27 protein-coding genes are annotated in these 16386 nt (G+C 35.0%); 25 read left to right on the top strand and 2 right to left on the bottom strand.

Annotated elements, in window-relative coordinates:
- Positions 1–5: 5 nt before the first annotated feature.
- A complete protein-coding gene (gene rlmB / locus AC2H4K_RS11665; RefSeq protein WP_281141521.1) occupies positions 6–743 on the bottom strand; it encodes a 23S rRNA (guanosine(2251)-2'-O)-methyltransferase RlmB in 738 nt (245 codons plus the stop codon).
- A gap of 24 nt (positions 744–767) precedes the next feature.
- Entirely contained in the window at positions 768–2462 is a 1695-nt protein-coding gene (locus tag AC2H4K_RS11670; RefSeq protein ID WP_493742426.1) for a BamA/TamA family outer membrane protein, read from the bottom strand.
- A gap of 205 nt (positions 2463–2667) precedes the next feature.
- On the opposite strand from AC2H4K_RS11670, the gene rpsL reads away from it, so the two are divergent.
- The 25 genes from rpsL (at position 2668) to secY (ending at position 16380) form a co-directional block, all read left to right on the top strand.
- A complete protein-coding gene (gene rpsL / locus AC2H4K_RS11675; RefSeq protein WP_008269190.1) occupies positions 2668–3042 on the top strand; it encodes a 30S ribosomal protein S12 in 375 nt (124 codons plus the stop codon).
- A gap of 23 nt (positions 3043–3065) precedes the next feature.
- Complete coding sequence (gene rpsG / locus AC2H4K_RS11680) at positions 3066–3542, top strand: 30S ribosomal protein S7 (protein ID WP_281141519.1); 477 nt, start codon at positions 3066–3068, stop codon at positions 3540–3542.
- Between the two features lie 6 nt (positions 3543–3548).
- Positions 3549–5678, top strand: coding sequence for an elongation factor G (fusA, locus tag AC2H4K_RS11685; RefSeq protein WP_281141518.1), 2130 nt, complete (start codon positions 3549–3551; stop codon positions 5676–5678).
- A gap of 12 nt (positions 5679–5690) precedes the next feature.
- On the top strand, positions 5691–5996 hold the full coding sequence (gene rpsJ / locus AC2H4K_RS11690) for a 30S ribosomal protein S10 (protein ID WP_155089970.1): 306 nt from the start codon (positions 5691–5693) through the stop codon (positions 5994–5996).
- 146 nt (positions 5997–6142) lie between these two features.
- Positions 6143–6760, top strand: coding sequence for a 50S ribosomal protein L3 (gene rplC, locus AC2H4K_RS11695; protein WP_281141517.1), 618 nt, complete (start codon positions 6143–6145; stop codon positions 6758–6760).
- Positions 6760–7389, top strand: coding sequence for a 50S ribosomal protein L4 (gene rplD / locus AC2H4K_RS11700; RefSeq protein WP_281141516.1), 630 nt, complete (start codon positions 6760–6762; stop codon positions 7387–7389). Before rplC ends, rplD begins: the two co-directional genes overlap by 1 nt.
- 6 nt (positions 7390–7395) lie before the next feature.
- Positions 7396–7686 carry a 50S ribosomal protein L23 gene (gene rplW / locus AC2H4K_RS11705; RefSeq protein ID WP_281141515.1) on the top strand — a complete coding sequence of 97 codons (291 nt, stop codon included), beginning with the start codon at positions 7396–7398 and terminating at the stop codon, positions 7684–7686.
- 8 nt (positions 7687–7694) lie between these two features.
- A complete protein-coding gene (gene rplB, locus AC2H4K_RS11710) occupies positions 7695–8522 on the top strand; it encodes a 50S ribosomal protein L2 (protein WP_281141514.1) in 828 nt (275 codons plus the stop codon).
- A 10-nt stretch (positions 8523–8532) separates the two neighbouring features.
- Entirely contained in the window at positions 8533–8811 is a 279-nt protein-coding gene (gene rpsS / locus AC2H4K_RS11715; protein ID WP_008269180.1) for a 30S ribosomal protein S19, read from the top strand.
- A gap of 5 nt (positions 8812–8816) precedes the next feature.
- Positions 8817–9224 (top strand): 50S ribosomal protein L22, encoded by a 408-nt coding sequence (rplV, locus tag AC2H4K_RS11720; protein ID WP_281141513.1) that lies wholly within the window; start codon positions 8817–8819, stop codon positions 9222–9224.
- A gap of 9 nt (positions 9225–9233) precedes the next feature.
- The gene (rpsC, locus tag AC2H4K_RS11725) at positions 9234–9950 is read left to right on the top strand and encodes a 30S ribosomal protein S3 (protein WP_281141512.1); all 717 of its coding nucleotides are present in this window, start codon (positions 9234–9236) and stop codon (positions 9948–9950) included.
- Positions 9951–9970: 20 nt separating this feature from the next.
- Positions 9971–10390 carry a 50S ribosomal protein L16 gene (rplP, locus tag AC2H4K_RS11730; protein WP_281141511.1) on the top strand — a complete coding sequence of 140 codons (420 nt, stop codon included), beginning with the start codon at positions 9971–9973 and terminating at the stop codon, positions 10388–10390.
- Positions 10391–10401: 11 nt separating this feature from the next.
- Positions 10402–10593, top strand: coding sequence for a 50S ribosomal protein L29 (gene rpmC / locus AC2H4K_RS11735; RefSeq protein WP_493742427.1), 192 nt, complete (start codon positions 10402–10404; stop codon positions 10591–10593).
- Between the two features lie 17 nt (positions 10594–10610).
- The gene (gene rpsQ / locus AC2H4K_RS11740) at positions 10611–10868 is read left to right on the top strand and encodes a 30S ribosomal protein S17 (protein WP_111685488.1); all 258 of its coding nucleotides are present in this window, start codon (positions 10611–10613) and stop codon (positions 10866–10868) included.
- Positions 10869–10870: 2 nt separating this feature from the next.
- Positions 10871–11239, top strand: coding sequence for a 50S ribosomal protein L14 (rplN, locus tag AC2H4K_RS11745; protein WP_111685487.1), 369 nt, complete (start codon positions 10871–10873; stop codon positions 11237–11239).
- Positions 11240–11251: 12 nt separating this feature from the next.
- The gene (gene rplX, locus AC2H4K_RS11750) at positions 11252–11563 is read left to right on the top strand and encodes a 50S ribosomal protein L24 (RefSeq protein ID WP_281141509.1); all 312 of its coding nucleotides are present in this window, start codon (positions 11252–11254) and stop codon (positions 11561–11563) included.
- A 2-nt stretch (positions 11564–11565) separates the two neighbouring features.
- On the top strand, positions 11566–12117 hold the full coding sequence (gene rplE, locus AC2H4K_RS11755; RefSeq protein WP_281141508.1) for a 50S ribosomal protein L5: 552 nt from the start codon (positions 11566–11568) through the stop codon (positions 12115–12117).
- Between the two features lie 2 nt (positions 12118–12119).
- Positions 12120–12389 carry a 30S ribosomal protein S14 gene (gene rpsN, locus AC2H4K_RS11760; RefSeq protein WP_188375182.1) on the top strand — a complete coding sequence of 90 codons (270 nt, stop codon included), beginning with the start codon at positions 12120–12122 and terminating at the stop codon, positions 12387–12389.
- Between the two features lie 104 nt (positions 12390–12493).
- A complete protein-coding gene (gene rpsH, locus AC2H4K_RS11765; RefSeq protein ID WP_281141507.1) occupies positions 12494–12892 on the top strand; it encodes a 30S ribosomal protein S8 in 399 nt (132 codons plus the stop codon).
- Between the two features lie 12 nt (positions 12893–12904).
- Entirely contained in the window at positions 12905–13447 is a 543-nt protein-coding gene (rplF, locus tag AC2H4K_RS11770) for a 50S ribosomal protein L6 (RefSeq protein ID WP_493742428.1), read from the top strand.
- A 10-nt stretch (positions 13448–13457) separates the two neighbouring features.
- Positions 13458–13814 carry a 50S ribosomal protein L18 gene (gene rplR / locus AC2H4K_RS11775; RefSeq protein ID WP_493742429.1) on the top strand — a complete coding sequence of 119 codons (357 nt, stop codon included), beginning with the start codon at positions 13458–13460 and terminating at the stop codon, positions 13812–13814.
- A 6-nt stretch (positions 13815–13820) separates the two neighbouring features.
- The gene (rpsE, locus tag AC2H4K_RS11780) at positions 13821–14345 is read left to right on the top strand and encodes a 30S ribosomal protein S5 (RefSeq protein WP_281141504.1); all 525 of its coding nucleotides are present in this window, start codon (positions 13821–13823) and stop codon (positions 14343–14345) included.
- Positions 14346–14358: 13 nt separating this feature from the next.
- Positions 14359–14538: a 50S ribosomal protein L30 gene (gene rpmD, locus AC2H4K_RS11785; RefSeq protein WP_281141503.1), complete on the top strand. Its 180-nt coding sequence runs from the start codon at positions 14359–14361 to the stop codon at positions 14536–14538.
- Between the two features lie 16 nt (positions 14539–14554).
- Positions 14555–15007 carry a 50S ribosomal protein L15 gene (gene rplO / locus AC2H4K_RS11790; protein WP_281141502.1) on the top strand — a complete coding sequence of 151 codons (453 nt, stop codon included), beginning with the start codon at positions 14555–14557 and terminating at the stop codon, positions 15005–15007.
- An 11-nt stretch (positions 15008–15018) separates the two neighbouring features.
- The gene (gene secY, locus AC2H4K_RS11795) at positions 15019–16380 is read left to right on the top strand and encodes a preprotein translocase subunit SecY (protein ID WP_281141501.1); all 1362 of its coding nucleotides are present in this window, start codon (positions 15019–15021) and stop codon (positions 16378–16380) included.
- The last annotated feature ends 6 nt before the right edge of the window (positions 16381–16386 follow it).

Consider the following 16386-nt stretch of genomic DNA (forward strand, 5'->3'; position numbering starts at 1 on the left):
ATTAGTTATGAGCGTTGTCTCACAGCTTCATAGAGAAAAGCACCGCAAGCAACAGATACATTAAGAGATTCTATTTCTCCTAAAATAGGAAGTTTGGCTTGTTCATCTACGACCTTTAATACAGAAGGATTAATACCTCTACCTTCAGAACCCATGATAATAGCACAAGGTTCTTTAAACGATACATCGTAAATAAAATCATTAGCTTTTTCGGTTGCTGCAATAACTTTAATTCCTGATGATTGCATATGAAAAACGGCATCTTTGATGTGGTCTACTTTACAAATAGGAATTTTAAAAATTGCCCCTGCACTTGTTTTTATAGTATCTCCATTAATAGGAGCTCCTCCTTTTTTCTGAATAATGATTCCTGAGACTCCAGTACATTCTGCTGTTCTAACTATAGCACCAAAATTTCTGACGTCACTTAACTGATCGAGTAATAAAAATAAAGGTGCTTTTTCAGATTCTATAGCTTCTAAAACTAAATCATCTAAGTTATGAAATGCTACAGGAGATATTTGAGCTACTGCACCTTGATGATTCCCTCCTTTGCTAAGACGGTTAAGTTTTTCAACAGGCACATAAGAAGAGTTTATACTTTCTGAACGTAATAGTTGTTCTAGCTCTTGAAATAAATCGCCTTTCAATCCTTTCTGAATAAAAACCTTATCTAGAGTTTCGTCAGATTTAATAGCTTCTATAATAGCTCTTATACCAAAAATTGTAGTTTCGTTTTTCATGAGCACAAAGGTATGTAATCCCAATCAAAAAGTTGCTGTTAAACTTATATGGACTTTAGAATCTGATAATCTAAATTGACGATTTTCAGTTTTTCCGCTAGAATAGTTTAATCGAAATAATCCAGAATTGGTTAAGAGTCCAAATCCAAAGCCAAACCCAAATAATTTTTCTTTAGCATCCGTTAAACTATTTTCAAAATATGCAGCATCTAGTACAGAATGCACATACAGTCCGTTACTGAGTCGGTACCTGTACTCGGTATTTATAACTCCGAATAAATTAGCAACCAAGCTATTTTCTTCAAAACCTCGAATGGAATTAATACCACCAAAGCGAAATAATTCGTTATCTAAATAATTGTCAGAGGAGAGTAGTGAGCCATTAAATCTCGTATAGATGCTATTCTTTGGATTGAGATTAAATATTTTATATGTTTCTAGATTAAGCATTGTTTGTGTTTCCTTCCCAAAGTCGTTACTTCTGTTTCCAAAACCAGATGAAATATCAAACCAAAAATTAATTGGAAACAATCTATCATAGTACTGGGTCTTGGTGAAGTTGTAATTGGCAGTAAAATAGTTTTTAGAATAATCATTGAGTATATCAGTATCGTTGTCTAATAGATTTGTTGAATTAATATTTGTAATACCAAAACCTACTTTATGTTGTGCATTGATCTGATAATTTAGCTTTGCGGATTGATCTACGGTTATAAAGGTTGAATCTTTTCTAAATATTTTCAAACCAACTTGGAGTCCAACTGGAGAGGCGAATAAATATGGTAAATCGGCATCAACTCTAAATGTTTGTTGATCTATTTCGTCGCTTTTATAATATAGGTTTAGCGATTCACCAAAATTCAAGTTGTTAATAAGCCTCAAATCTAAGTAGCCATCAAATTCTAGTTTGTTCGTGTTTTCATTTGTGCCAAATCCTAAAAAACCATCAAAGTTATTAGACTTTACTTTTTCAATATATAAATATAAAGTTGTAGAGTCTTTGGTGAATAAGACTTCGGATTCTCGAATTTTATTGGCAAATCTTAAGTTGTCAATTAAATCAACTTTTTGCTTTATTGAACTTAGATTAAACGATTTTCCTTTTCTTATCTTAAGAAACCTTTTTAAAAATGACTTTGGAAATTGTTCATAGCCTTTTACTATAATATGATCTATTTGTCGTTTTTGATTAGTGACAATTTTTAGTTTAGCTGAAATCATTTCTGAATTCATCTTAGAAATTTCTGTAAGCTGAAGTGTTGAGAAAGGATCACCTTGTTCGGCAATTTCAATATTTAGTTGGTTTAAAGTGTTTTCAAGTTCATTGATATTTAGTTCAAAGAAATTATCGTCTGTTTTGTTATTAAGGACACGGAGTAAATTTTCATCAAAATTATTGTCATAGTAAATTCTAATACGTTCAATTTTCTTTCCTAAGAAAAACCGAGCGACAAATAGGGTGTCGTTCTCTTTAGAGATATCTTCAATTGTTGTGTCTATATATCCTAACCTTGTCAGGTTCTTTTTAACAAGGTTGATTTCCTTTTCAATATTTTGATAATTTTTAAAAGACTTTGCATAGCTAATAGAATCTATAACAGCAGAGGTTTTTTCATTTTCGCCTTCAATTTTTAACAAAACGGATTGTCCGCTCATAAGGCTTGTAAAAGCTAAAGCGATTATGGTTATAATTAAATGAAAATGTTTGAGCTTATTCAATGCAATTTCTATTCTATAATTATGAATGAGAAGTAATGGTTTGTTTTGTTTAATTACAACGTAAAAATAGACCTTTCTATATATGTGAAAATCAAAACTAAAGATTCTTTGTAAATTTAATCTACTACTATTTGAATTATTCATTTTAATTTCTACCTTTGCAGCCCTCAAAAGTGAGGGTTAACAAATTTTTATATAGAAATATATGCCAACAATTTCACAATTAGTACGAAAAGGAAGAGCCAAAATAACCAAGAAGAGTAAATCGGCTGCTTTAGATTCGTGTCCTCAGAGACGTGGTGTATGTACTCGTGTTTATACAACGACACCTAAGAAACCAAACTCAGCAATGCGTAAGGTAGCAAGGGTTCGTTTAACAAACGGAAACGAGGTTAACGCATACATCGGTGGAGAAGGTCACAACCTACAAGAGCACTCGATAGTATTGGTTAGAGGTGGAAGGGTAAAAGATTTACCAGGTGTTAGATATCACATCGTTCGTGGAGCTTTAGACACAGCAGGTGTTGCGGGTAGAACACAACGTAGATCTAAGTATGGTGCAAAACGCCCTAAAAAGTAATTAAAAAACTTTAAGAAGAAGACATGAGAAAAAGAGCAGCGAAAAAAAGACCGCTTTTACCAGATCCAAGATTCAACGATCAGTTAGTAACTCGTTTTGTTAACATGATGATGTGGGATGGTAAGAAGTCTGTAGCTTTTAAAGTATTCTACGATGCAATTGATATTGTTGAGGAGAAAAAAAATGATGACGAAAAAACAGCTTTAGAAATTTGGAAAGAAGCTTTATCTAATGTGATGCCTCACGTAGAAGTGCGTAGCCGTCGTGTTGGTGGTGCTACATTTCAGATTCCAATGCAAATTCGTCCAGACCGTAAAGTTTCAACTGCAATGAAGTGGTTAATTGGCTATGCGCGTAAAAGAAACGAAAAATCTATGGCACAACGTTTAGCTGCAGAAGTATTAGCTGCAGCTAAAGAAGAAGGTGCGGCCGTTAAGAAAAGGGTTGATACTCATAAAATGGCTGAAGCAAATAAAGCATTCTCACATTTTAGATTTTAATAAAAGATGGCACAAAGAGATTTAAAATATACAAGAAATATAGGTATTGCTGCACATATTGATGCAGGTAAAACAACAACTACAGAGCGTATCCTTTATTATACAGGTGTATCTCACAAAATTGGTGAGGTTCATGATGGTGCTGCTACTATGGACTGGATGGAGCAAGAGCAAGAAAGAGGTATTACAATTACTTCTGCTGCTACTACTTGTACATGGAAGTTCCCTATGGAAAATGCACAGCCATTACCTGAAACTAAGGATTACAATTTTAACATTATCGATACTCCTGGTCACGTTGACTTTACAGTTGAGGTGAACCGTTCTTTACGTGTGTTAGATGGTTTAGTTTTCTTATTTAGTGCTGTTGATGGTGTTGAGCCACAATCTGAAACTAACTGGAGACTTGCTGATAATTATAAAGTACCACGTATTGGTTTCGTAAATAAAATGGACCGTCAAGGATCTAACTTTATGGCAGTTTGTCAACAGGTTAAAGATATGTTAGGTTCTAACGCAGTTCCAATCGTAATGAATATTGGTGATGAAGCTGATTTCAAAGGAATTGTAGATTTAGTTAAGAACCGTGCTATTGTTTGGCATGACGAAACTCAAGGGGCAACTTTTGATGTTATTGATATCCCTGAAGAATTAAAAGAAGAAGCTGCTGTATTAAGAGGTCAGTTGATCGAAGAAGTTGCTGCTTACGATGAAAATCTTTTAGAAAAATTCATGGAAGATGAAGATTCTATTACAGAAGAAGAAGTGCACGCTGCACTAAGAGCTGCTGTAATGGATATGTCTATCATTCCTATGATATGTGGTTCTGCATTTAAGAACAAAGGTGTTCAGTTCTTGTTAGACGCTGTTTGTCGTTACTTGCCTTCTCCAGTAGATAAGGAAGGTATTACAGGAATTAACCCTGAAACTGAAAAAGAAGAGCTTAGAAGACCAGATGTAAAAGAGCCATTCGCGGCTTTAGCTTTTAAAATCGCTACAGATCCTTTCGTAGGTCGTTTAGCTTTCTTTAGAGCGTATTCAGGTCGTTTAGATGCTGGTTCTTATATCTTAAATAACCGTTCAGGTAAAAAAGAGCGTATCTCTCGTATTTACCAAATGCACTCTAATAAGCAAAACGCTATCGATTTTATTGAAGCTGGTGATATTGGTGCTGCTGTAGGTTTTAAAGATATTAAGACAGGTGATACTATGTCTGATGAAAAACACCCTATAGTTTTAGAATCTATGGACTTTCCAGATCCAGTAATCGGTATCGCTGTTGAGCCAAAGACTAAAGCAGATGTTGATAAATTAGGTATGGCTTTAGCTAAGTTAGCTGAAGAGGATCCAACTTTTACAGCAAGAACAGATGAGGCTTCTGGTCAAACAATTATATCTGGTATGGGTGAGCTTCATTTAGATATTATTGTAGATCGTTTAAAGCGTGAATTTAAAGTAGAAGTTACTCAAGGTCAACCACAAGTTGAGTACAAAGAGGCTATTACTAGACGTGCAGAACACAGAGAAGTTTATAAGAAACAATCTGGTGGACGTGGTAAATTCGCAGATATCGTATTTACTCTAGAGCCTGCTGAAGAAGGAAAAGAAGGATTAGAATTTGTTTCTGAAATTAAAGGTGGTAACGTTCCTAAAGAATTTATCCCTTCAATTGAGAAAGGATTCAAAATGGCAATGGTAAATGGTCCATTAGCTGGATATGAAGTAGACGCTATGAAAGTTACTTTAACTGATGGTTCTTACCACGATGTGGATTCTGATCAGTTATCGTTCGAATTAGCTGCTAAACTTGGATTTAAAGCTGCTGCAAAAGCTGCAAAAGCTGTAATCATGGAACCAATTATGAAACTTGAAGTTATTACTCCAGAAGAAAATATGGGTGATATCGTAGGTGACTTAAACCGTCGTCGTGGTCAAGTAAGTAATATGGGTGATAGAGCAGGTGCAAAAACTGTAAAAGCTACTGTACCGTTATCTGAAATGTTTGGTTATGTAACTACATTAAGAACATTATCTTCAGGTAGAGCAACATCAACAATGGAATTTTCACACTATGCTGAAACTCCTCAAAATATTGCAGAAGAAGTAATCAAAGCAGCAAAAGGCGTAGAAGCTTAAAACTAAAAGAAAATGAGTCAGAAAATTAGAATAAAATTAAAATCTTACGATCATAATTTAGTTGATAAGTCTGCTGATAAGATTGTAAAGACTGTAAAGAATACAGGTGCTGTTGTTACAGGTCCAATTCCTTTACCAACTCACAAAAAGATTTTCACTGTATTACGTTCACCACACGTTAATAAGAAGTCTAGAGAACAATTTCAATTAAGTTCTTACAAGAGATTATTAGATATTTACTCTTCGTCTTCTAAGACTATCGATGCTTTGATGAAGCTTGAATTACCAAGTGGAGTTGAAGTTGAGATCAAAGTGTAATTTGAACAGGGTTTTTTCAATAAAAGCCAAATACATGTCCTAAGCTGCGAGCGAGGGAAAAACGGAAAAAATACAATTCAAGGCTGAAACGTATTTTCAGCCTTGAGTTTTAAATAACAAATAGTAATAATTAATAATTAATAAATATGTCTGGGTTAATTGGAAAAAAAATCGGTATGACCAGCATCTTTGATGAAAATGGAAAAAACATTCCATGTACAGTAATCGAAGCAGGTCCATGTATCGTTACCCAAGTCAGAACTGAAGAAGTAGATGGTTATTCAGCACTTCAATTAGGTTTCGATGACGCGACAGAAAAAAACGCTACTAAAGCTGAGTTAGGTCATGCTAAGAAAGCGGGTACTTCTGTAAAACGCAAAGTTGTTGAATTCAAAGGTTTTGATGAGGAGTACAAATTAGGTGATGCTATCACTGTTCAACAGTTTATCGAAGGTGAATTCGTTGATATTTCAGGAATCTCTAAAGGTAAAGGTTTTCAAGGTGTAGTAAAGCGCCATGGTTTTGGTGGTGTAGGTCAGTCTACTCACGGTCAGCATAACCGTTTAAGAGCTCCTGGTTCTATCGGTGCTGCTTCTTATCCTGCGAGAGTATTCAAAGGAATGAAAATGGCCGGAAGAATGGGTGGCCAAACAGTTAAAGTAGAAAATTTAAGAGTTTATAAAGTAGTTCCTGAAAAGAACTTACTAGTTGTAAAGGGTTGTGTACCTGGTCACAAAAACTCTTACGTAATCATTGAGAAGTAATGAAGGTAGCAGTTTTAGATATTAAAGGAAAAGACACTGGTAGAAAAGCTGAGCTTTCTAAAGAAGTGTTTGCTATTGAGCCAAATAATCATGCAGTTTACTTAGATGTTAAGCAATACTTAGCTAATCAAAGACAAGGAACGCATAAGGCAAAAGAAAGAGGAGAGATTGCTGGAAGTACACGTAAGATTAAAAAACAAAAAGGAACTGGTACAGCTCGTGCAGGTTCTATTAAGTCTGGTGTATTTAAAGGTGGTGGTCGTATGTTTGGTCCTAGACCAAGAAACTATGGTTTTAAATTAAACAAAAACCTAAAACGATTAGCACGTAAATCAGCATTAAGTATCAAAGCAAATGATAAGTCAATTGTAGTATTAGAAAATTTCGATTTCGATGCTCCAAAGACAAAAAATTTCACTGATATTTTGAAGGCATTAGAGATTGAAAACAAAAAGTCTCTGTTTGTGTTGGGTGAGTCAAATAATAATGTATATTTGTCGTCACGCAATTTGAAAGGGTCTGAAGTTGTAACAAGCTCAGAATTAAGCACTTATAAAATCATGAACGCTAATAAAGTTGTTCTTTTAGAAGGTGCATTAGAAGGAATTGAATCGAATTTAAGTAAATAGAACAAGATGAGTATCTTAATAAAACCTATTATCACGGAAAAAGCAACCATGCAAAGTGAGTTGTTAAATGCTTATGCATTTGAAGTGAATACAAAGGCGAACAAGGTAGAAATCAAAAAAGCGGTGGAAGCTGCTTATGGTGTTTCTGTTGAAAAAGTTCGTACTATAAATGTCCGTCCAGAAAGAAGAACTCGTTATACAAAAACGGGTATTCAACATGGTAAAACAAATGCTGTTAAAAAAGCAATTGTACAACTGGCGGAAGGTGAGACAATAGATTTATACGCTAACATGTAATTAGACTTATGTCAGTAAGAAAATTAAAACCGATCACATCAGCTCAGCGATTTAGAGTAGTAAATGGATTTGACGCCATCACTACTGATAAGCCGGAGAAAAGCTTGCTTGCTCCGAAAAAAAGATCTGGTGGTAGAAACAGTCAAGGAAAAATGACTATGCGCCATGTAGGTGGTGGTCATAAGAAAAAGTATCGTATTATAGACTTTAAACGTAACAAAGCTGGTATTCCGGCTGAAGTTAAGTCTATAGAGTATGATCCAAACAGAACAGCATTTATTGCTTTACTAAATTACCAAGATGGTGAAAAACGTTACGTTATCGCTCAAAATGGTTTACAAGTAGGGCAAAATATTGTATCTGGTGAAAGTGGTATCGCACCTGAAATAGGAAATGCAATGCCATTAAGTGAAATACCATTAGGAACAATTATTTCTTGTATAGAGTTACGTCCTGGTCAAGGTGCTGTTATGGCACGTAGTGCTGGTGCTTTTGCTCAGTTAATGGCAAGAGATGGAAAGTTTGCTACTATTAAATTACCTTCTGGTGAGACTAGAATGGTGCTAGTAACTTGTATGGCTACAATTGGAGTAGTGTCTAACTCAGATCACCAATTATTAGTTTCAGGTAAAGCTGGTAGAAGCAGATGGTTAGGAAGACGTCCAAGAGTAAGACCAGTAGTAATGAACCCGGTAGATCACCCAATGGGTGGTGGTGAAGGAAGATCATCAGGTGGTCATCCAAGATCTAAAAACGGTATTCCTGCTAAAGGTTATAGAACACGTTCTAAGACGAAAGCGAGTAATAAGTATATTGTAGAACGTAGAAAGAAATAATTAAGATAGTATGGCACGTTCATTAAAAAAAGGACCTTATATCCATTATAAATTAGAGAAGAAAGTTGCTGAAAATGTAGCTTCAAACAAGAAGACGGTTATTAAGACTTGGTCTAGAGCTTCAATGATTTCTCCGGATTTCGTTGGGCAAACAATAGCAGTTCACAATGGTCGTCAGTTTGTTCCAGTATATGTTACTGAAAATATGGTAGGTCATAAATTAGGAGAATTTTCACCAACAAGATCATTTAGAGGTCACGCTGGTGCTAAAAATAAAGGTAAAAAATAAGAATCATGGGAAGTCGTAAAAAACAAATGGCTGAAGCTATTAAGGCAGAGAAGAAGCAAGTTGCTTTTGCTAAGCTTAATAACTGTCCTACTTCACCTAGAAAGATGCGTTTAGTAGCAGATTTAGTTAGAGGTGAGAAGGCAGAAAAAGCTCTTCAGATTCTTAGATTTAGCCAAAAGGAAGCATCTCGTCGTTTAGAAAAACTTGTAATGTCTGCAATTGCAAATTGGCAAGCAAAAAATGAAGATGCTGATGTAGAGGAAGCTAATTTATTTATTAAAGAAATTAGAGTAGACGGAGGATCTATGTTAAAGAGATTGCGTCCAGCTCCTCAAGGTAGAGCACATAGAATTAGAAAAAGATCTAACCATGTAACAGTGGTAGTAGATGCATTAAATAAAACACAAAGCTAAGATAGAGATATGGGACAAAAGACAAATCCAATCGGAAATCGCTTAGGAATTATCAGAGGATGGGAATCTAACTGGTATGGCGGAAATGATTATGGAGATAAACTTGCTGAGGACGATAAAATCCGTAAGTATATCCATGCTCGTTTATCTAAAGCTAGTGTTAGTAGAGTAATTATTGAGCGCACGCTTAAACTTGTAACCGTTACTATCACAACTGCTAGACCTGGTATTATTATCGGTAAAGGTGGTCAAGAGGTAGATAAGTTAAAAGAAGAGCTTAAGAAAATTACAGGAAAAGAAGTTCAATTGAACATCTTTGAGATTAAGAGACCTGAACTAGATGCACATTTAGTAGCAGCAAGTATTGCTCGTCAAATAGAAAGCCGAATTTCTTACAGACGTGCAATAAAAATGGCTATCGCTGCTGCAATGCGTATGAATGCTGAAGGAATCAAAGTTCAAATTAGTGGTCGTTTAAACGGTGCTGAAATGGCACGTTCAGAGCACTATAAAGAAGGAAGGATTCCATTATCTACATTTAGAGCAGATATAGATTATGCTCTTGTTGAAGCTCATACTACTTATGGTAGATTGGGTGTAAAAGTGTGGATTATGAAAGGTGAAGTATATGGTAAGAGAGAACTCTCTCCATTAGTTGGTCTTTCTAAAAAGCAAGGAAAAGGTGGAGGACGAGGAAATAATAATAAATCTCGTCGTAGAAAGTAATTTTTTAAAGAACAGAAAAAATGTTACAGCCTAAAAGAACAAAATTTCGTAAGCAGCAAAAAGGTCGTATGAAAGGAAACTCTGGAAGAGGACATTTGTTATCAAATGGAACTTTCGGTATTAAATCCTTAGACTCTGCTTTTATAACTTCTCGTCAAATTGAAGCTGCACGTATTGCCGCAACTCGTTATATGAAAAGAGAAGGTTCGTTATGGATTAAAATATTTCCAGACAAGCCTATCACAAAGAAACCTCTTGAAGTACGTATGGGTAAAGGTAAAGGTGCTGTAGAATACTGGGCAGCTGTTGTAAAACCAGGACGTATCTTATTTGAAATAAGTGGAGTGCCATTAGATACAGCTCAAGAAGCTTTACGTTTGGCAGCACAAAAACTTCCAGTTAAAACTAAGTTTATCATAGCTAGAGATTACGAAGCTTAATAAAAGAAATTATGAAGCAATCAGAAATTAAACAGCTTTCTACAGCTGAGTTACAAGAAAAACTTAGTGAGACACAAAAGAGTTACGCAGACCTTAAAATGGCTCACACAGTTTCTCCTTTAGAAAATCCAATCCAATTACGTACTGTAAGACGTACTGTTGCAAGATTGGCAACAGAGTTAACTAAAAGAGACGAACAATAATTGTATTCTGCTGAAAGATGGAAAAAAGAAATTTAAGAAAAGAACGTATAGGAGTGGTTACAAGCAACAAAATGGAGAAATCTATTGTTGTATCTGAAGTAAAGAAAGTAAAGCACCCTATGTATGGAAAGTTCGTGTTAAAGACAAAGAAATATGTTGCGCACGATGAGAAAAACGACTGCAACGAAGGTGATACTGTAAAGATCATGGAAACAAGACCTTTAAGTAAATCTAAGTGTTGGAGATTAGTAGAAATAATTGAAAGAGCGAAGTAATTATGGTACAACAAGAATCAAGATTAAAAGTAGCTGATAACACTGGCGCAAAGGAAGTATTAACAATCCGTGTGTTAGGTGGTACAAAAAAGAGATACGCTTCTGTCGGTGACAAAATCGTAGTATCTGTTAAAGATGCAACTCCAAACGGAAACATTAAAAAAGGAGCTGTATCTACAGCTGTTGTTGTCCGTACTGCTAAAGAAGTAAGACGTCCAGATGGATCTTACATCAGATTTGATGACAATGCATGTGTATTATTAAACCCACAAGGTGAAATGAGAGGTACTCGTGTATTTGGTCCTGTAGCTAGAGAACTTCGTGATAAACAATTCATGAAAATTGTATCATTAGCACCAGAAGTGCTTTAATTGATAAATAAGATGACAAAGCTTAAAATAAAATCAGGAGATACTGTAAAAGTAATAGCTGGAGATCATAAAGGATCAGAAGGTAAAGTACTTAAAGTATTTAAAGATAAAAACAAAGCCATCGTAGAAGGCGTGAACATGGTGAAAAAACACACTAAACCAAGTGCACAAAATCCTCAAGGTGGTATTGTAGAAAAGGAAGCATCTATTCATATCTCAAACTTATCACTTTTAACTGGTAAGGGTGAAACTACAAGAGTAGGCTATAGAATGGATGGAGATAACAAAGTAAGATTTTCTAAAAAATCTAATGAAGTAATTTAATTATGGCTTACGTTGCAAGATTAAAAAAAGAGTATTTGGAAAAAGTTGTTCCAGCTCTTACAGAAGAATTTGGATATAATAATGTGATGCAAGTGCCTAAACTTCAAAAGATAGTTTTATCTAGAGGTGTGGGAGCAGCTGTAGCAGATAAAAAGTTAATTGACCACGCTGTTGATGAACTTACAAAAATATCTGGTCAGAAAGCTGTAGCTACAATATCTAAGAAAGACGTTGCATCTTTCAAGTTACGTAAAGGTATGCCAATTGGTGCTAAAGTAACTTTAAGAGGAGAGCAAATGTATGAATTCTTAGATCGTTTGGTTACTTCTGCTTTACCACGTGTTAGAGATTTCAACGGAATCAAAGCTAATGGTTTTGATGGTAGAGGAAACTATAACTTAGGTATTACAGAACAGATTATTTTTCCAGAGATTGATATCGATAAAATAAACAAGATTTCTGGTATGGATATTACATTCGTGACTTCAGCTGAAACAGACAAGGAAGCTAAGTCATTATTATCAGAACTAGGATTACCATTTAAAAAGAATTAATTATGGCTAAAGAATCAATGAAAGCTCGCGAGGTGAAGCGTGCAAAAATGGTTGCTAAATATGCTGAGAAAAGAAAAGCTTTAAAAGAAGCTGGAGATTACGAAGCATTACAAAAGTTACCAAAAAACGCATCACCAATACGTAAGCACAACCGTTGTAAACTTACAGGAAGACCAAAAGGTTATATGAGACAATTTGGTATCTCTCGTGTAATGTTTAGAGAAATGGCTAACAAAGGGTTAATTCCTGGGGTTAAAAAAGCAAGTTGGTAACATTGAGGAAGCGAATTAGCTTCTGTACAATTATCAATATAACTATTGTATAATCGGAATTTAGGTTCGAGAGTTTCGAAAACCATTTTCCAAAATTTAAAACTATGTACACAGATCCAATAGCGGATTATTTAACGCGAGTTAGAAATGCTGTGAATGCAAACCACAGAGTGGTAGAGATTCCTGCTTCTAACTTAAAAAAAGAGATAACTAAGATCTTATTCGAGCAAGGATATATCTTAAGTTACAAGTTTGACGATTCTACTGCTCAAGGCACTATCAAAATAGCTTTGAAGTACAGTAAAGAAACTAAAGAATCTGTCATCAAAAAAATTCAAAGAATCAGTAAACCAGGTTTACGTAAGTACGCTGGTGCTAACGAAATGCCAAGAATCTTAAATGGTCTTGGTATCGCAATTGTTTCTACTTCTCATGGAGTTATGACAGGTAAACAAGCGCAAAGAGAAAACGTTGGTGGCGAAGTATTATGTTACGTATACTAAAAACAGGAAATTATGTCAAGAATAGGTAAAAACCCAATAACAGTTCCTGAAGGCGTTACAGTTGAGATTAAAGACAACGTAATTACCGCTAAAGGTAAATTAGGTGAATTAACTCAAGAGTATTCAGATGTTGAAATTAAATTAGAAGACGATACTATCACATTAGAGCGTCCTTCTGATAAGAAAGATCACAGAGCAAAACACGGTCTATACAGAGCGTTAATTGCTAATATGATAGAAGGTGTGTCTAACGGATTTACTAAACAATTAGAATTAGTAGGTGTAGGTTATAGAGCATCTAATCAAGGAAATAAATTAGATTTAGCAATAGGATTTTCTCACAATATCGTTATGGACATTGCTCCAGAAGTTAAAGTAGAGACAGTTACAGAAAAAGGTAAAAATCCAATCGTTAAATTAACATCTCATGACAAGCAATTGGTTGGTCAAGTAGCTGCGAAAATCCGTGGTTTCCGTAAGCCAGAACCTTACAAAGGAAAAGGTATTAAGTTTGTTGGTGAAGAAATTAGAAGAAAAGCAGGTAAATCAGCTTAATAAGTAAGTTATGGCATTGACAAAGAACGAAAGAAGATTAAGAATTAAAAGCAGAATCCGTAAGGTAGTTTCTGGTACAGAAGCTAGACCTAGATTAGCTGTTTTTAGAAGTAATAAAGAAATTTATGCTCAAGTCGTGAATGATGTAACTGGTGTAACTATTGCTGCTGCATCATCAAGAGACAAAGACATAGCGTCATCTAAAGGAAACAAAACTGAAATTGCTGCTTTAGTAGGTAAATCAGTTGCAGAAAAAGCTATGAAAGCTGGTGTTGAAACGATCTCTTTTGATAGAGGTGGTTACTTATATCACGGAAGAGTAAAATCATTAGCAGAAGGTGCTAGAGAAGCAGGACTTAAATTTTAAGACATTATGTATCAAAAATATAAAAACGCAGAATTAGTAAAACCAGGCGGATTAGATTTAAAAGACCGTTTAGTAGGTGTACAGCGTGTGACTAAAGTAACAAAAGGTGGTAGAGCTTTTGGTTTTTCTGCTATTGTTGTTGTAGGTGACGAAGCTGGTGTTGTTGGCCATGGTTTAGGAAAGTCTAAAGATGTAGCTACTGCAATCGCTAAAGCTGTTGAGGACGCTAAGAAAAACTTAGTAAAAATTCCTATTTTAAAAGGAACTTTACCTCACGAGCAAAAAGGTAAGTACGGTGGAGCTAGAGTAAACATCATCCCAGCTGCACCTGGTACAGGAGTTATTGCTGGTGGAGCTGTTAGAACTGTTCTTGAAGCTGTAGGTGTACACGATGTATTATCTAAGTCTCAAGGTTCATCTAACCCTCACAACGTAGTAAAAGCTACTTTTGATGCATTGTTACAATTAAGAGATGCTAAATCTGTAGCTAGAGAACGTGGAATTTCACTTGAAAAAGTATTTAACGGATAATCGATAGGATAAGATGGCAAAAATTAAAGTAACTAAAGTAAAAAGTGCTATCAATCGCACAAAGAACCAAAAGCTAACATTAGAAGCTTTAGGTCTTAGAAAGATTGGTCAAGTTGTAGAGCACGATGCCACACCAAATATCCTTGGTATGGTTAAGAAAGTTGAACATTTAGTTTCTGTAGAAGAAGCTTAAAAATATAAACTTAACAATGGATTTAAGTAATTTAAAACCTGCAGAAGGTTCAGTAAAAAATCAAGGTAAACGAGTTGGTCGTGGTCAAGGATCTGGTAAAGGTGGTACCGCTACAAGAGGACACAAAGGTGCTAAGTCTCGTTCTGGATATTCTAAGAAAATAGGATTTGAAGGTGGACAGATGCCAATACAAAGACGTGTTCCTAAATTTGGTTTTACCAATATTAACCGTGTAGAATATCAAGGTGTAAACATTGACACGTTACAACAGTTAGTAGATGATAAGAAAATAAAGGACACTGTTGATTTTGAAACTCTTGTATCTTTAGGTTTAGCTGGAAAAAATGATCTAGTTAAAGTATTAGGTAGAGGTGAGTTAAAAGCAAAATTAACTGTAACAGCTCATAAATTTACTGCTACGGCAAAAGCTGCTATTGAAGCTGCTGGTGGTGAAGCTGTAACTTTATAAGACGTATAAGGATGAAAATAATAGATACATTAAAGAACGTTTGGAAAATCACAGAACTTAAGGATAGAATTATTCTAACCTTAGGTTTGTTATTGGTTTACCGTTTTGGTGCACAGGTAATATTACCTGGTATCGATCCTGATAAACTAGGTGGTTTACAACAAGGAACTGCAGACGGGTTATTAGGCCTTTTAAATGCCTTTACAGGTGGTGCTTTTGCTAATGCATCAGTATTTGCTTTAGGTATTATGCCATACATTTCTGCGTCTATCGTAGTTCAATTAATGGGTATTGCTATTCCTTATTTACAAAAACTCCAAAAAGAAGGAGCTAGTGGTCAAAAGAAAATCACTCAGATAACACGTTGGTTAACTATTGGTATTTGTTTAGTACAAGCACCAGGTTATTTAGCAAGTGTACCAGCTTTATCTGGTGTACAATCTATGAGTGCCTTATTAGCGCCAGGATTTAGTGAAAATATATTTTACTTTTCTTCAGTAATTATCTTAGTAACAGGTTGTGTTTTCGCAATGTGGTTAGGAGAGAAAATTACAGATAAAGGAATTGGAAACGGTATTTCATTATTAATTATGGTAGGTATCATTGCTACATTACCTCAGTCATTTGTTCAAAATGCACTTTCTAGATTAGAAGGTGGTAACGGTGGTTTCATGATGATTTTAATAGAATTAGTAATTTGGTTCGTAATCATATTAGCGGCAATATTCTTAGTAATGGCAGTACGTAAAGTAGCTGTTCAGTACGCAAGAAGAACGGCTTCTGGTGGTTATGAGAAAAATGTTTTCGGATCACGTCAATTCTTACCATTAAAATTAAACGCTTCTGGTGTAATGCCAATTATTTTTGCACAAGCAATTATGTTTGTACCAGGTTTAATAGGTAAATCATCATTTTTGGAGAATACAGATGCTGGTCAATGGATGCAGGCTAATTTTCAAGACATATTCGGTTTTTGGTATAATTTCGTTTTTGCTTTATTAATTATAATATTTACGTATTTCTATACAGCAATTACAGTTCCAACAAACAAGATGGCAGACGATCTTAAGCGTAGTGGTGGATTTATTCCAGGCATACGTCCAGGATCAGAAACGTCTGAGTATTTAGATAAAATCATGTCGCAGATTACCTTACCAGGTTCTATATTCTTAGCACTGATTGCAATTTTCCCTGCAATTATCGTTAAGCTTATGAACGTTCAGCAAGGATGGGCTTTGTTTTTTGGCGGTACGTCACTATTAATTATGGTAGGTGTGGCAATAGACACAATGCAACAGATTAATTCTTATTTATTGAATAAGCATTATGATGGCTTAATGAAAACTGGTAAGAATAGAAAAGCCGTTGCGTAATTAATA

The organism is Winogradskyella sp. 266wxhm, assembly GCF_058964685.1.

Coding starts and splice junctions, on each gene's coding strand:
- rlmB (WP_281141521.1), bottom strand. CDS start 743: ATGAAAAACGAAACTACAATTTTTGGTATAAGAGCTATTATAGAAGCT.
- rpsL (WP_008269190.1), top strand. CDS start 2,668: ATGCCAACAATTTCACAATTAGTACGAAAAGGAAGAGCCAAAATAACC.
- rpsG (WP_281141519.1), top strand. CDS start 3,066: ATGAGAAAAAGAGCAGCGAAAAAAAGACCGCTTTTACCAGATCCAAGA.
- fusA (WP_281141518.1), top strand. CDS start 3,549: ATGGCACAAAGAGATTTAAAATATACAAGAAATATAGGTATTGCTGCA.
- rpsJ (WP_155089970.1), top strand. CDS start 5,691: ATGAGTCAGAAAATTAGAATAAAATTAAAATCTTACGATCATAATTTA.
- rplC (WP_281141517.1), top strand. CDS start 6,143: ATGTCTGGGTTAATTGGAAAAAAAATCGGTATGACCAGCATCTTTGAT.
- rplD (WP_281141516.1), top strand. CDS start 6,760: ATGAAGGTAGCAGTTTTAGATATTAAAGGAAAAGACACTGGTAGAAAA.
- rplW (WP_281141515.1), top strand. CDS start 7,396: ATGAGTATCTTAATAAAACCTATTATCACGGAAAAAGCAACCATGCAA.
- rplB (WP_281141514.1), top strand. CDS start 7,695: ATGTCAGTAAGAAAATTAAAACCGATCACATCAGCTCAGCGATTTAGA.
- rpsS (WP_008269180.1), top strand. CDS start 8,533: ATGGCACGTTCATTAAAAAAAGGACCTTATATCCATTATAAATTAGAG.
- rplV (WP_281141513.1), top strand. CDS start 8,817: ATGGGAAGTCGTAAAAAACAAATGGCTGAAGCTATTAAGGCAGAGAAG.
- rpsC (WP_281141512.1), top strand. CDS start 9,234: ATGGGACAAAAGACAAATCCAATCGGAAATCGCTTAGGAATTATCAGA.
- rplP (WP_281141511.1), top strand. CDS start 9,971: ATGTTACAGCCTAAAAGAACAAAATTTCGTAAGCAGCAAAAAGGTCGT.
- rpmC (WP_493742427.1), top strand. CDS start 10,402: ATGAAGCAATCAGAAATTAAACAGCTTTCTACAGCTGAGTTACAAGAA.
- rpsQ (WP_111685488.1), top strand. CDS start 10,611: ATGGAAAAAAGAAATTTAAGAAAAGAACGTATAGGAGTGGTTACAAGC.
- rplN (WP_111685487.1), top strand. CDS start 10,871: ATGGTACAACAAGAATCAAGATTAAAAGTAGCTGATAACACTGGCGCA.
- rplX (WP_281141509.1), top strand. CDS start 11,252: ATGACAAAGCTTAAAATAAAATCAGGAGATACTGTAAAAGTAATAGCT.
- rplE (WP_281141508.1), top strand. CDS start 11,566: ATGGCTTACGTTGCAAGATTAAAAAAAGAGTATTTGGAAAAAGTTGTT.
- rpsN (WP_188375182.1), top strand. CDS start 12,120: ATGGCTAAAGAATCAATGAAAGCTCGCGAGGTGAAGCGTGCAAAAATG.
- rpsH (WP_281141507.1), top strand. CDS start 12,494: ATGTACACAGATCCAATAGCGGATTATTTAACGCGAGTTAGAAATGCT.
- rplF (WP_493742428.1), top strand. CDS start 12,905: ATGTCAAGAATAGGTAAAAACCCAATAACAGTTCCTGAAGGCGTTACA.
- rplR (WP_493742429.1), top strand. CDS start 13,458: ATGGCATTGACAAAGAACGAAAGAAGATTAAGAATTAAAAGCAGAATC.
- rpsE (WP_281141504.1), top strand. CDS start 13,821: ATGTATCAAAAATATAAAAACGCAGAATTAGTAAAACCAGGCGGATTA.
- rpmD (WP_281141503.1), top strand. CDS start 14,359: ATGGCAAAAATTAAAGTAACTAAAGTAAAAAGTGCTATCAATCGCACA.
- rplO (WP_281141502.1), top strand. CDS start 14,555: ATGGATTTAAGTAATTTAAAACCTGCAGAAGGTTCAGTAAAAAATCAA.
- secY (WP_281141501.1), top strand. CDS start 15,019: ATGAAAATAATAGATACATTAAAGAACGTTTGGAAAATCACAGAACTT.